Source organism: Mesorhizobium sp. WSM4823 (assembly GCF_055811195.1).
Genome location: NZ_JBVVQL010000034.1, coordinates 1 through 14,034 on the forward strand (window position 1 = coordinate 1; position 14,034 = coordinate 14,034).

Genomic DNA, 14,034 nt, shown 5'->3' on the forward strand with positions numbered 1-14,034 from the left:
ACTATCGACCCCGACGAATGCGACAATTACTTTGCGAACGCAGGCTACGCTTCCGTTAAAACGTGAAAGACTCTAAGTCGTCAGCGGCTGAAATCGGCCGGGCGGAGAAGCGGCCAGTTCCGACCAGTCGAGTTCCTCCTCCAGCCGATGATATGCTTCATCGCCAATCGTACCGTCGATGCGCAGCCGTTCCAACGCATCACGTTGGCTCTTGACGGCATAGAGGCGCAGCCTGTCGTATTCGGTTGCAGCCTGGGCATCGTCAGGATTTTCGGCGATCACGCGCTGGGCGGTAAACTGCTCGCGTACCGCGGCCGCGGCACTCGATGTCTTGCCGCTCAACACATCCAGCGCAGCCTGCATGATGGCGACGCGTGCCTGCGCGACCTCGCGGTCGACAGTCTCGTCCGGGTCGAGACGAAGCAAGCGCAGCAGCGGCTTCAGGCTCATGCCTTGCAGCACCAATGTGCCGAGAACGACCGAGAAAGCGGCGAGCACGATCGGGTCGCGGCCAGGAAAGTCGGCCGGCAGGGCAAACGCTGCCGCAAGGGTGACCAGGCCGCGCATGCCGCACCAGCCGATCAGCACGCCGCCTCGAAACGACGGGGCTTCGGCCTGCCGGTTCGCGTCACCGAAGCTGGCAAGCCACCTCATAATCGCGCCGCATCCCAGCACCCAGACGAGCCGCGAAACAATGACGACTGCCAGCACGGCTGCGGCGAAGACGAACGCTTCGACCTGCCCCTGCTCGGCAAGCCGGCCGACGATCGACCGTGCCTGAAGTCCCATCAGGACGAAGGCCAGCACGTTGAGCACGAAGACCGCGGTCTCCCAGACCGAGTAGGAGCTGACGCGATTTCTGGCCGGCATGCGGCGCGGCGCAGTGCGCGCGATGGTCATGGCATAAACCACGATCGTAATAATGGCGGAGAGCCCGACCCGGTCGGCCAGGATCCAGACGCCGAATGTCCCGGCAAATTGCACCACGGTGCCGCTCGCCGGGTCCTCGATGCGGGTGAGCGTGACGAGCGACAATCGGCCGAGCACGTAACCGGCGGCAAGGCTGCCGACCGTCGACAGCAAGATCACCGGAACTGCGCCGCTCAGCAGGATGGAGCCGGCAGCTGCGGAAACCGCCATGCGGTAGATCAGGAGTGCTGTGGCGTCGTTGAGCAGGCTTTCGCCTTGCAGGATCGCGGTGATGCGGTGCGGCACCTTGAATTGCCCAAGCACGGCCGACGCCGCCACCGCATCGGGCGGCGCCACGATCGCACCAAGGGCGATGGCCGCAGCGACGGGTAGGCCCGCCATTGTCCATCCGACCAGCGCCACCGCCGCGGTTGTGAAGATGACGGCGCCAAGCGCCAGTAAGACAAGCGGCAGCCTATAGCGATTGAGGTCGCGCAGCGACGTGTCGTAGGCTGCGTCAAGAAGCACCGGCGCAATAAACAAAGCGAGCGCAAGTTCGGGATCGATCTCGATGGTCGGCGCAAACGGCAGGAAGGCGATGCCTACACCTGCCAAAGCCAGCAAGGAGGGATACGGAACCTGAAGACGTCGCGACAGCGCCGTCAGCGCGACGGCGGTCAGCAGGAGAACAAGGGTCAGCTCGAAAAGCGCCATGCCTCACCGTAACGGCGAAGCCAGGCTAATGGCACTGCAAAAAAAGGCGACGGCTTCGGGTGCTGCTGAATGGTGGTTACATAGAATTTCGGCGCGTAAAGTGCATTCCTTGCCATTCACCATTCACTCTTCTCCTAGTGCAGCACCAGCATGTCGCTCGATGAAAAGGAAATCTCGGCCTTCTCGCCGACAGCGGGCGGCGGGGTGGCCGGGCTGTTGAACGTGTCGAGCGACACCGTGCTGCCGCCGATGCCGACGCGAACCCGGATAACCGAGCCGAGGAAATGCACTTCGGAGATCTCGCCCGTGAGGCTGGAATCGCGGCCTGGCTGGCGACCGAGCGAAATCGCCTCGGGCCGCAGCGCCAGCGACAGCGTGTCGCCGGATTTCGAACCGTTGAGCTTGCCCTTGAGCGAGACTTCCTGCGTATTGACGCGCACCTTGCCCGACGCCGCATCGGTGACGGTGCCTTCGAGCACGTTCAGCGTGCCGACGAAATTGGCGACAAACTTGCTTGCCGGCCGGTTGTAGATCTCGAACGGCGTGCCGACCTGCTCGGCCTTGCCGCCATACATGACGGCAATGCGGTCGGAGATCGACAACGCCTCTTCCTGGTCGTGGGTGACGAAAATCGTGGTGATACCTAGCCGCTTCTGGATCGAGCGGATCTCCTCGCGCAGCGACACGCGGACCTTGGCGTCGAGCGCCGACAACGGCTCGTCGAGCAGCAGGAGCTTCGGCTTTGGCGCAATCGCCCGCGCCAGCGCGATACGCTGCTGCTGGCCACCGGAGAGCTGGTAGGGGTAGCGATCACCCATCTGCGGCAGCTTGATGAGGTCGAGCATTTCGGCAACGCGCCTGTCGGCATCGGCCTTTGGCATGCCCGCAACCTTCAATCCGAAGGCAATGTTCTGGGCCACGGTCAAATTCGGAAACAGCGCATAGGCCTGGAACACCATGCCGACATTGCGCTGGTTGGGCTTCAGCCTTGTGATGTCCTTGCCGGCGACGACGATCTTGCCGGCACTCGGCTCCTCGAAGCCGGCAACCATGCGCAGCACCGTCGTCTTGCCGCAGCCCGATGGTCCGAGGAAGGAGACGAATTCGCCCGGCTCGACGTCGAGGTTGAAATCCTGGACCACGGTGGTGGGGCCGAAAGATTTTCGGACATGCTGGATGGAGAGGAATGGCTCGGCCATGGCTTTTCTTTCGATCAGTTCGGGCGGTTCGCCGACTTCGGCGCGAAGCGGGACAGGATCTGGATCAGCGACATGCAGCCCCAGGTGATGGCGAAGGCAATGATGGCAAGGGCCGCCGGCTCGTAGGCACGATTGGCGCCGATGTTCTGCAAATAAGGACCAAACGCTGGTCGGTTGAGCAGGCTGGCCATGGTGAATTCACCGATGACGATGGCAAAGGTAAGAAAGGCGCCTGACAGCACTGCGATCAGCACATTGGGCAGGATGACGCGGGTGATGATCGTGGCCCAGCCGGCGCCGAGGATCTGCGCCGCCTCCGTCAGCGTTCTGACGTCGATGGTGCGCAGCCCGGTATCGACGGCGCGGTACATATAGGGCAGCGCCAGCGTCGCATAGCCGATGACCAGCAGGGCGTTGGTGCCCGTATCGCTCGCCAGGAATGGCAGCGGCGAGTTCGATCCGTACATTCTGATATAGCCAAAGACGATGACGATGGCCGGGATGACCAGCGGCAGCAGCGTGATGAACTCTACGACCGGCCTTAGCTGCGGCAGCCGCAGCCGGATCCAGTAAGCGGTGGGCACGACGATCAGCACGCCGAGGATAATGGTGAAGACGGCAGCGAGCACGGAATAGCCGAAGGTCGCCTGGAAGCGAGGGTCGCCAAGCACGACCTTGTAGGCATCGAAGGAATAGACGCCGCGCCGCATACGCATCGAGAATTCCACAGTCGCGATCAGCGGAATGAAGAAATAGGCCGCGCCCAGCGCAAAGACGACCCAGGCCCAAAAACGTCCGCTCTTCATTTGAGCCACCTTTCGCTGCGCGTCCGGAACCAGATGTAAAAGACGTTGGCGAGGCCGGTGATGACGATCATGCCGAAGGCAATGGCATAGCCGAGATGCGGGTTGTGCAGCACGTCACCGCGGATCTGCGCATAAAGCACGATGGGAATGATGTTGAGCGACGAGCCGGTCAGCGCATAGGCGGTGGCGATAGCGCCGAAGGCATTGGCGAATAACAGGATGACGGTGCCGAGAAAACTCGGCCAGATCACCGGGATGACGACCATGCGCCAGTATTGCGCGGTGGTGGCGCCAAGCGTCGCGGCCGCCTCGCCCCATTCCTTCTTCAGTCCGTCGATCGCCGGTGTGATGATGACCACCATTAGCGGGATCTGGAAATAAACATAGGTCAACGTCAGGCCCCAGAACGACAGGATGTTGAAGCCGTGGGCGTAGATATTGAAGCCGAACACGGTGTTCAGGATCACTGTCGCGAGGCCGAGGCGGCCGAGCGTTGCAAGGAAGGCGAAGGCCAGCGGCACGCCGGCGAAATTCGAAGCCACGCCGGAAAAGGTCAGCGTCGCCGACCGTATCCAGTTCGGCAGGCCGCCGCGCACGATGGCGATGGCAATGGCCAGACCGGCAAATGCGCCGATGAGCGACGAAGCAAGGCTGATCTTGATCGATATCCAGTAGGCGGCAAGGATGCTGGGCAGCTTGCAGTTTCCGTCGACCCAGGAGATCCAGGAATCATATTGGCACTGCATGTATTTCGACAGGTTGGGTGGGTCGAAAATACCGACGATATTGTCGAAGGTGAATGCGCCGGCATCGTTCTGGAACGCGCCGAGCACCAGATAGAGCGTGGGCAGGACCAGGAACATGATGGCGAAGATGAAGAACGGCGCCACGCCCAACCATTGCGTCGGCAGCCGAAACGCGCGCGCCTCGCCGGGCGGCGCCGTCTTCCCGGCAATCGCGTGGTCGGAAAGCGAGAGATCGGTCATGCGCCGGCTACCGTCTTATCGCAGCGGCCCGAAAATCGAACTCGATTTTCGGAAAGCACGATGCGAAAATTTGAGTTCTAGAGCGTGCTTTGTGCGTTCAAGTGGACGCACATCGCTCTAGTGGAGTACCGGGCGGCGGTGAAGCCGCCCGGCGGTTTTCAATCTTACTGAACGTTGGCGCCGACGACGGCGTCCCAGTTCTTGGTAATGGCTTCCTTGGCCTTGCCCTGCTCCTCGAGCGTCGGGAACACGGCGGCCTCATACGATGCCGCCGGCGGCAGCTTGGCCAGCACATCCTCCGGAATCTTGCCGTTCTTGGCGAGATCGTTGAAGCGGATCGGGTGGCAATAGCCCTTCAGCCAGCCGATCTGGCCTTCATCGGAATAGAGATATTCCATCCAGAGCTTGGCGGCATTCGGATGCGGCGCATAGGCGCTGATCGCCTGCACGTAGACACCGGCGACAACGCCGGTCTTCGGCACGACGACGTCGACTGGCGGGTTGCCGTTCAGCGTGTCGCGGCCGGCAAGCGCATTGTAGTCCCAGTTGATCAGGATCGGCGTCTGACCCTGCGCAAGCGTCGCCGGCTTGCCGATGACCGGCACGAAATTACCGGCGGCATTGAGTTTCTTGAAGAAGTCGAGGCCGGCAGTACCTGCGGCTTCACCGGCCGCAGCGCCGCTTGAAAGGCCGGCGGCATACACCGCCTGGATCGCCTGGTTAGAGGCGCGCGGATCCCCGGCGAGTGCGACGGCGTTGGCATATTCCGGCTTAAGAAGATCGGCCCAATCGGCCGGCACTTCCTTGACCAGATCTTTATTCACCATCATCGACAGAACGCCGTAATAGTCACCGTACCAGGCGCCATCGGCATCCTTGGCGCTGTCGGGGATCGAGTCCCAGGTCGACACTTTGTAGGGCATCAACAGGCCGTCGGCCTTGGCAGTGGGTCCGAAAGACAGGCCGACGTCGATGACGTCGGGCGCCTGCGGGCCTTTATTGTCCTTGTTGGCCTTGATCGCCTCGATCTCGTCGCCGGAGCCGGCATCGGGGTTCAGCTCGTTGACGGTGATTTCCGGATATTTCGCCTTGAAGCCGGCGATCACGGCGCCATAGCCGCACCAGTCATGTGGCAGCGCGATAGTGGTGAGCTGGCCTTCTGCCTTGGCAGCGGCAACCAGTTCATCCATGGACTGGGCCGACGATATGGCAGAGGTCGCCATCAGGGCGACGGCCGTAAGGGAAAGCACTTTTCCCGTGAATTTGAACATGTGTTCTCTCCGTTGAACTGACGCCGTTGAGCGCCTGCGATGGGCTATCGTTTTCGTGTGACAGCCAGATGAAAGCTTTGTGAAAGCGATGCCCTGCAGTACGAAAAAGTAAACGCTTTTTAACTTGTTGTAGCAATCGCTCCGCGATTCTTTTTCCGGCTAACTAGTTTCGGCCTTGCCTTTCATCCTTTTCCCCTTTCATTGCCCTCAATTCCCAGATCAATTTCTCGGCGTAAAAACCGTCTCAGACGGTGCCCGCAATCGCGTTTTCGAGCAGCGTCAGCGCGGCCTTCCTGGTCAGCTTGACCGGGTTGCCGCCGGCGGTCGGATCGACCACCGCCATGTCGGCGATCAGGCCCCTGCGCTTCTTGTCCATGTCGAGCCCCTTGATCAGGCCGGGCAGCGCGTGCGGCACCTTCAATTCCTTGCGAAGCTTGATAACGGCCTTGGCGAATCCGTCGAAGCCGCCCTTGATGCCGCAATAGGCCGCGAGCCGAGCGATACGCGTCTCGACGGCGTCGCGGTTGAAGGCCAGCACGTAAGGCATGAACACGGCGTTGGTCATGCCGTGATGGGTGTCGTAGAGCGCGCCGATCGGATGCGACAGCGAGTGGATGGCGCCTAGTCCTTTCTGGAAGGCGGCAGCGCCCATTGCAGCGGCGCTCATCATATGAGCGCGGGCGGCGAGATCCTTGCCGTTGGCGTAGGCTTTCGGCAGGTTCTCGAAGACGAGCCGCACGCCTTCGACAGCGATGCCGTCGGCCATCGGATGATAGCCCGGCGCGCAGTAGGCTTCGAGGCAGTGAGCGAGCGCATCCATGCCGGTACCGGCGGTGATGAAGCTAGGCATGCCCACCGACAATTCCGGATCGGCGATGACGATCGCCGGCAAAAGTTTTGGATGGAAGATGACCTTCTTCGTGTGGGTGGCTTCATTGGTGATGACGGCGGCGCGGCCGACCTCCGAACCGGTGCCAGCCGTCGTCGGCACGGCGATGATCGGTGCGATCGCATCGGAATTGGCGCGTGTCCACCAGTCGCCGATATCCTCGAAATCCCAGACCGCCCGCGTCTGGCCCGCCTGGAAGGCGATCAGCTTGCCGAGGTCGAGTGCCGACCCGCCGCCGAAGGCGATGATGCCGTCATGCTTGCCCTTCTTGAACACGGAAATGCCAGCGGTCAGGTTGGACTCGACCGGGTTCGGCTTGACCTCGGAGAACACCCCATAGGGAACCTTGGCATCGTCGAGCATCTTCAGTGTCGAGGCGACGACCGGAAGCTTGGCCAGCCCCGGATCGGTGACGAAGAGCGGCCGCTTGATGCCGGCGGCATCAAGCACATCAGGCAACTCCTTGATGCGCCCCGCACCGAAGCGCACGGTCGTCGGGTAATTCCATTTGGAAATGAGTTTTGACATTTTGTTCTTTCAGAAAATCAGATGGCTTCACGCAGATGAAATGATTTCGGCCTCGTCAGATTGTCGTAGCCGATGGCCGACAGGGCCGCGCCCTTGCCGGTGTCCTTGACGCCGGTCCAGACCAGCGCCGGATCAAGATAGTCGCAGCGGTTCATGAACACGGTGCCGGTCTCGACGCGGTCTCCGATCGCCACCGCATGCTCGGTGTCGCGGGTCCAGATCGACGCCGTCAGCCCGTAGGGGCTGTCGTTCATCAGCGCGATCGCTTCCTCGTCGTTGCGCACCTTCATGATGCCGACGATCGGCCCAAAGCTTTCCTCGCGCATCACGCTCATCTGATGATCGACTTCGGTCAGCACTTCCGGCGCCAGATACGGCGAGCCCGGCTCGTCGTTGCCAACCTTCATGTTGATGAGCGCCTTGGCACCCTTGCGCAGCGCCTCGGCCTTCTGTTCGCGGATCAGGTCGGCGAAGCGCGCCTGTGCCATCGGTCCCATCGTCGTCGCCTGATCGAGCGGGTTGCCGACGACGTAGTTCCTGGTTTCGGCGATGAAGCCTTCGACGAATTCGTCATAGACCTTCTCGTGGACATAGACGCGCTCGATGCCGCAGCAGCACTGGCCGGAATTGTAGAACGCGCCGTCGACCAAATTGGCGACGGCATGATCCATCTTGGCATCGGCCAGGACATAGGCCGGGTCCTTGCCGCCGAGTTCGAGGCCGAGCGTCATGAAGGTGCCTGCCGCAGCCTTTTCGATCGCGCGGCCGCCGGCAACCGACCCGGTGAAGTTGACATGGTCGATCTTGCCCGAACCGAGCAGCCTTTCGGTCTGGGCGTGGTTCATGACGATGTTCTGGAACAGGCCCTTCGGGAGGCCGGCTTTGTCGAAGGCCTGTTGAAAGCGTTCGCCGACCAGCAGCGTCTGTGCCGCGTGCTTGAGGATGACGGCGCTGCCGGCCATCAGCGCCGGCACGATGGTGTTGACGGCGGTGAGATAGGGATAGTTCCACGGCGCGATCACCATGACGACGCCAAGCGGCACCTTCTTCACATAGCGGCGAAACCCGTCCTTCGGATTGGAGGCCATCACCGGCTTCAGTGCCGCTTCCGCGATCTCGACCATGTAGCTGGTGCGTTCCCTGACGCCGCCGAACTCGCCGCCATAACGCACCGGACGGCCCATCTGCCAGGCGATCTCCGGGACGATCTCGTCGGTCATGGCGACTAGCGCTTCCAGCATGGCCAACATGTACTTGCCGCGCTCGACGACCGGCGTCTCAGCCCATTTCTCCTGCGCCGCCTTGGCACGTTCGACCGCGGCATTGATTGCCCGATCCGTGGCGATTGGCCGCTCGGCATAGATCGAGCCATCGACGGGAGATTTGAGTTTCACGGTTTCCACTTACGCACTCCTGGGTTTCATTCTTCTAAGACGGCTACCGTGCCGAACCATACGTCTCCAACGTCTGGATCATGCATCCCTTTCGACAGCCATTTCTTCACGACATTCTCGATTATCTCATCAGATATTGTTCCGTACTGGTAATCAGCGGCCCAGGTTTGACCCTGGCCGGTTATCGGGACCGCTCCCCTTGCTAGCAGGCCTTTCAGGGCCTGCCTCGTGAACTCCTTAAGATCCTCGCCTTCGAATTCAAATTCATGCCGCCCAACTGGGATGATTTGCCATAGGCCTACCGCATCGATGTCCAGTTCGTTTGGAACAAGCGTAATCCATTCTGCTGCGGACATGCCGTGGCCGCGATGGCGCTTGTTCCAATCCATTGCCTAGTACCGCTCGAACCCCCTGTGCAGCTCCCAGTCCGTAATGCGGCGGTCGTATTCGAACTGCTCCCAGCGCGCCGTATGGACATAATGCTCGAGCACACCGTCACCGAACGCCTGCTTCAGCATCTCCGATTTCGCCAGCGTCTCGGTGGCATCACGCAGGGTCTTCGGAATTTCCGGCAGCTGCGAGGCCTGATAGGCATCGCCGACGAAGGGCTTCTGCAGTTCCAGCTTTTCATCGATGCCGGCAAGGCCGGCCGCGATCAGCGCGGCGAAGGCGAGATAAGGGTTCAGATCGGCACCGCCGATACGGCATTCCATGCGGATGCCCTTAGTGCCCTCGCCGCACAGGCGAAAGCCGGCGGTGCGGTTGTCCTCGCTCCACATGATTTTGGTCGGCGCGAAGGTGCCGGCCTGGAAACGCTTGTAGGAATTGATGTAGGGCGCCAGGAACCAGGTGAATTCCTTGGCATATTTGAGTTGGCCGGCCGCCCATTGCTGACCGAGCGTCGACAGCGTCCATTCAGCTTGTCTGTCGTAGAAAAGCGGCGTCTTGCCGTCGGCGCTCCACAGCGAATTGTGGATGTGGCTGGAATTGCCGGCCAGCCCGTAATTGTACTTGGCCATGAACGAGATCGCCTTGCCCTCGGACTCGGCGATTTCCTTGGCGCCGTTCTTCAGGATGACGTGGCGGTCGGCCATGTCGAGCGCTTCGGCATAGCGCACATTGATCTCTTCCTGGCCCGGTCCCCACTCGCCCTTTGAGTTCTCGATCGGAATGCCGGCAGCCTCCATCTCGTTGCGCAGCCGGCGCATGACGCCTTCTTCTTTGGTGGTGATGCCGATCTGGTAGTCGCCGATATAGGGCGAGGCTGTGTCGAGGCCCTGCCAGTGCTTCTTGCGGGCGGAATCATAGGTCTCGCTGAACAGATAGAATTCGAGCTCGGAGGCGAAATAACCGATATAACCGCGCTCGCTCAGCCGCTTGATCTGCTTCTTCAGGATGGCGCGCGGCGAATGCGGCAGGTCATCATGGGTGTGGTGGTCGAGCACGTCGCAGATCACCAGCGCCGTCTTTTCCAGCCACGGAATGCGCCGCAGCGTCGATAGATCCGGCTTCATGACGAAGTCGCCGTAACCCTTCGACCAGCTCGCTGCCTTGTAGCCGGGGACTGGTTCCATATCGATGTCGGCGGCCAAGAGATAGTTGCAGCCATGCGTCTCGTCATGGGCGGAATCGGCGAAATACTTGGCCAGGAACCGCTTTCCCGCCAGCCGCCCCTGCATGTCGACGATGCAGGCCAGCACCGTGTCGACCTCGTCGTTGGAGACCGCCTTCTTCAACTGATCGAACGAGAAATTTCCGGCCATTCTTGCAAGCTCCGCCGCCATTGTGGCGCTTCGAGAGTTCAAATCTGGACCCGGCCGCGGGAAGCGGCCGGGTGTCTTTGGGTTCGAGACAGGTCAGGCTTTCTGCGCGTGCTCCAGCGCGAACTCTTCTTCCGGCGACAGGATCAGCTTGTGACGGCCGACCAGCCCGAAATAGACGATCGCGATGGCGAACCACAACGCAACCCACACCACGCCCTTGGTGAAGTTCGCGTCCTGAATCTGGTAGAGCAGAGTGATCACGCCGATGACGATCGTCAGCACCGCGCCTGGGACGCCGAGCGGGCTGCGATAGGGACGTTCCATGTTCGGCTGGTTCCGGCGCAGGAGGATGAAGGACACCGCCTGCAGGATGTAGGAGAACATGGCGCCGAACACCGCCATGTTCAACAACACCGAGCCAATGAGCGAGCCGGCTGCGTCGCCGCCCAGCGCAAACCACATGATCAGCATGATGCCGAAGCCGACGATGGCGCCCGCAAACATCGCCACATATGGTGTCTTGTAGGATTTGTGGGTGACCGACAGCGCGGACGGGAAATAGCCCGCACGGCTCAGCGAATAGACCTGGCGGCCCATGGCGAAGATGATGGTGTGGAAGCTTGCGATCAATCCAACCAGCGCGATGAGGCCAAGCAGCACTGCGCCGGAGTCGCCATAAATCGCCCGGAACCCGTCGAGCAAAGGCTCGCCGGAAGTGGCGAGCTTGAAGGAACCGACTCCGATGACCGACGGGTTGAGCAGCACGATCATGAAGGCCGAGACGATCAGCGTCAGCATGCCGGCGATAATGCCACGCGGCATGTCGCGCTTGGGGTCGACCGATTCTTCCGCCGCAAGCGGAAGCTGCTCGATCGCCAGGAACAGCCACACCGCGAAGGGCAACGTCGCCAGCACGCCCGACAAGCCGAACGGGAACATCGAGCCATTGCCTTCGGGAAGTTCCATCGCCGCTCCGTCCGGACCGACGCCGATGTTCAGCGCCCAGCGCGAAAAGTCCATGCTCGGGATAGCGCTGATCCAGAAGACGATCAGCACGGCAAGCGATAGCAGCGTCACGATCAGGGTGACGCGGAAGGACAGCGCGACGCCGAAAATGTTCAACGCCAGGAACACGGCATAGGTCACCAGCCACCAGAGTGGTGGCCAAACGCTGGAGTCGGGAAAGGCGACCGACCAGATGCCCCCCATATAAGAGCCAATGAAGAAGGCGATCACGGCCGGCGTCACGACATACTCGACGTTTTCGCAAAGCCCGGTGATAAAGCCGCCCCACGGCCCCATCGCCGTCCGGGCGAAGGAGTAGGCAGCGCCGGTGTGCGGCAAAGCCGGGCTCATCTCGGCGATCGAGAAGACGAGGCCGATATACATGATGGCAATGATGATGCCGGCCACCAGCATGCCGCCCCAGCCGCCTGTTCCGAATCCGAAATTCCAGCCCGAGAAATGTCCTGAGATGACGGCACCGACGCCGAGTGCCCACAGATGCCAGACATTGGCATGACGCACCAGTTGCCGGTCCTCGAAATAAGATTTGTCGCGCTTCGCATATGCGACGCTGCCGACTTGCTTCGTATTACCGCCTGCCATTTGAAAGTCCCCTTCTTCTTGTCAGTTGACCGGTTCCACTGGATGGCCGAGCCCGCGCCGGCCAGATCCCTGGGATCCGGATGACGGCTCGATATCGGAAAAAATACCCGTGAGCAGATCCGCCCATTTTCGCTGCCCGGCTTCGTCGGATACTTGGTCGTTGCGGATTTCGATCATCGCGCAGGGTAGCCCCCGCGGGCGCGCGTGGCGTTCCAGCGTGAAATACACGCGGTCGGCCGGCGAATAGGGTTCGTTGACGCCGACCGTGACGCCGGCGAGCCGCTGCAGCGCGGCAATGAGCGGCGCTGCCAGCCGCCGATCCTCGTCATGGATGATGCCGATGTGCCAGGGCCGGCTGGTGCCGTTGTAGACCGGGGTGAAGGAATGGATTGAAACCAGCCGCGTCTCGAGCCCGTGCGCCAGCCTTTTGTCGATAATGCTCGCAACCTCATTATGGAAGGGTTGCCAGGACAGGGCGATGCGCGCGGCGCGCTGTTTTTCCGACAGGCCGGCATTGCCCGGAATCGCCGTGGTCTCGCTGACCGGCGGCACTAGGTCGGGCGCATCCAGTGGCCGGTTGCAGTCGATGACGAGCCGCGAAATGCAGGTCTCGACCAGCGTCGCGTCGAGCGCCTCGGCCATGCGGCGAGCGACCGGCAGCGCGCCGGGGTCCCAGGCGATGTGGCGGGAAAGCTGCTCGGCAGCAAGGCCGAGCGTTCCGAATTCCGGCGGCAGGAAGTTGGAGGCGTGGTCGCAGGTCAGCACAAAAGGGCTCGAACCGCCAGGGTTGGTCACCCTCACGGTTTCAGGCGATGCAAGGCTGGCGGGCCGTGCTGTCTCCATTGTCCTGCAGTCCCCGGGGAGCGCTGTATCGTATGTTACGTATTTTGCCTCATTGCATCCCTGTGGATGATTTCATACAGTTTGTCGGGCTTTGTCAAACGCGATTTCGGCAAAGCGGCCAAGGGTGGGGAAAAGATGATTTCGAGCATTGCCGAACTGATCTCGGACCGCATCGGCACGATGCCGGCGGGCGAGCGCCGCGCAGCGCAAACGCTAATCGCCAGCTATCCGCTGATCGGCCTGAAGACGGTCGCCGAGTTCTCAGCTGCCGCCGGCGTCTCGTCGCCGACGATCCTGCGTTTCGTCGCCCGGCTCGGCTTCCAGAATTATCCGGAATTCCAATCGGCGCTGCAGGACGAACTGGCGGCGCAATTGCAGTCGCCTGCATCGCGGACGCTCAACCAGCCATCGCCGAACGGCGGCGCGGTGTCGCCGATGCTGGAGGCGACGCTCGACAACATGCGCGAGACGTTCAGGCATCTCTCCGACAAGCAGCTTGCCGACATCGTTGCAAAGCTTGCCGATCGACGCGGCAAGACGTTCCTGATCGGCGGCCGTTTCACCGATCCGCTGGCGCGCTACATGGCCGCCCACCTCGCCATCGTCCAGCCCAACGTCTTTCACCTCGCCGGACAGGAAAGCGTCTGGCGCGACCGGCTGATCGACATGGGCAAGCGCGACGTGCTGGTGATCTTCGACATCAGGCGCTACCAGGACAGCCTGGTCCGTTTCGCTGAGACGGCGCACCAGCGCGGCGTGCAGATCGTGCTGTTCACCGACCAATGGCTGTCGCCGATTGCCCGCTTTGCCCGCCATGTCATAGCCGGCCGCACCGCCGTGCCTTCGGCCTGGGACTCGTCGGCGGCCCTTTTCGTCGTGGCCGAAACGCTGATCGGCGCCGTCACCCGGCAGCTCGAGGCCGACGGCGCCAAACGCATCCGCGAGTTGGAAGGCCTAAGGTAGGGCCGACGCGGCCCGAATTCGACGACATGGTCGCTTCCGTGCCGGAGAAGGCGCCCGGTTCAAACGCAAAACGGCCCGCTTGAGGCGGGCCGTTTTTGTGTTTGGTTGCGGGGACAGGATTTGAACCTGTGACCTTCAGGTTATGAGCCTGACGAGCTACC

Annotated in this window: 12 protein-coding genes; 1 reads left to right on the forward strand and 11 read right to left on the reverse strand. The window is 61.7% G+C overall.

Going from position 1 to position 14,034, the window contains the following annotated elements; genetic code table 11:
* Positions 1 to 72: 72 nt before the first annotated feature.
* From AC0L26_RS31685 to AC0L26_RS31735, 11 genes are all read right to left on the reverse strand, one after another.
* Positions 73 to 1,623 (reverse strand): cation:proton antiporter, encoded by a 1,551-nt coding sequence (locus tag AC0L26_RS31685; protein WP_473636047.1) that lies wholly within the window; start codon positions 1,621 to 1,623, stop codon positions 73 to 75.
* Between the two features lie 134 nt (positions 1,624 to 1,757).
* A complete protein-coding gene (locus AC0L26_RS31690; RefSeq protein WP_473636048.1) occupies positions 1,758 to 2,822 on the reverse strand; it encodes an ABC transporter ATP-binding protein in 1,065 nt (354 codons plus the stop codon).
* Between the two features lie 14 nt (positions 2,823 to 2,836).
* A complete protein-coding gene (locus tag AC0L26_RS31695; protein ID WP_473636049.1) occupies positions 2,837 to 3,628 on the reverse strand; it encodes an ABC transporter permease in 792 nt (263 codons plus the stop codon).
* Entirely contained in the window at positions 3,625 to 4,614 is a 990-nt protein-coding gene (locus AC0L26_RS31700; protein WP_473636050.1) for an ABC transporter permease, read from the reverse strand. The genes AC0L26_RS31695 and AC0L26_RS31700 overlap by 4 nt, the downstream gene beginning before the upstream one ends.
* Before the next feature lie 164 nt (positions 4,615 to 4,778).
* Positions 4,779 to 5,885 carry an ABC transporter substrate-binding protein gene (locus AC0L26_RS31705; RefSeq protein ID WP_352933055.1) on the reverse strand — a complete coding sequence of 369 codons (1,107 nt, stop codon included), beginning with the start codon at positions 5,883 to 5,885 and terminating at the stop codon, positions 4,779 to 4,781.
* 244 nt (positions 5,886 to 6,129) lie between these two features.
* Positions 6,130 to 7,302, reverse strand: coding sequence for an iron-containing alcohol dehydrogenase (locus AC0L26_RS31710; RefSeq protein WP_473636051.1), 1,173 nt, complete (start codon positions 7,300 to 7,302; stop codon positions 6,130 to 6,132).
* 17 nt (positions 7,303 to 7,319) lie between these two features.
* Positions 7,320 to 8,705 (reverse strand): aldehyde dehydrogenase family protein, encoded by a 1,386-nt coding sequence (locus tag AC0L26_RS31715; protein ID WP_473636052.1) that lies wholly within the window; start codon positions 8,703 to 8,705, stop codon positions 7,320 to 7,322.
* Between the two features lie 17 nt (positions 8,706 to 8,722).
* Positions 8,723 to 9,085 (reverse strand): hypothetical protein, encoded by a 363-nt coding sequence (locus AC0L26_RS31720; RefSeq protein ID WP_352933049.1) that lies wholly within the window; start codon positions 9,083 to 9,085, stop codon positions 8,723 to 8,725.
* 3 nt (positions 9,086 to 9,088) lie between these two features.
* On the reverse strand, positions 9,089 to 10,459 hold the full coding sequence (locus tag AC0L26_RS31725) for a glutamine synthetase family protein (RefSeq protein ID WP_473636053.1): 1,371 nt from the start codon (positions 10,457 to 10,459) through the stop codon (positions 9,089 to 9,091).
* Between the two features lie 93 nt (positions 10,460 to 10,552).
* Entirely contained in the window at positions 10,553 to 12,067 is a 1,515-nt protein-coding gene (locus AC0L26_RS31730) for an amino acid permease (RefSeq protein ID WP_473636054.1), read from the reverse strand.
* Between the two features lie 21 nt (positions 12,068 to 12,088).
* Positions 12,089 to 12,910, reverse strand: coding sequence for an N-formylglutamate amidohydrolase (locus AC0L26_RS31735; protein ID WP_473636055.1), 822 nt, complete (start codon positions 12,908 to 12,910; stop codon positions 12,089 to 12,091).
* Positions 12,911 to 13,045: 135 nt separating this feature from the next.
* Between AC0L26_RS31735 and AC0L26_RS31740 the strand changes: the two genes are divergently transcribed.
* Positions 13,046 to 13,873, forward strand: a complete 828-nt coding sequence (locus tag AC0L26_RS31740) for a MurR/RpiR family transcriptional regulator (protein WP_473636056.1) — start codon at positions 13,046 to 13,048, stop codon at positions 13,871 to 13,873.
* Positions 13,874 to 14,034: the final 161 nt, after the last annotated feature.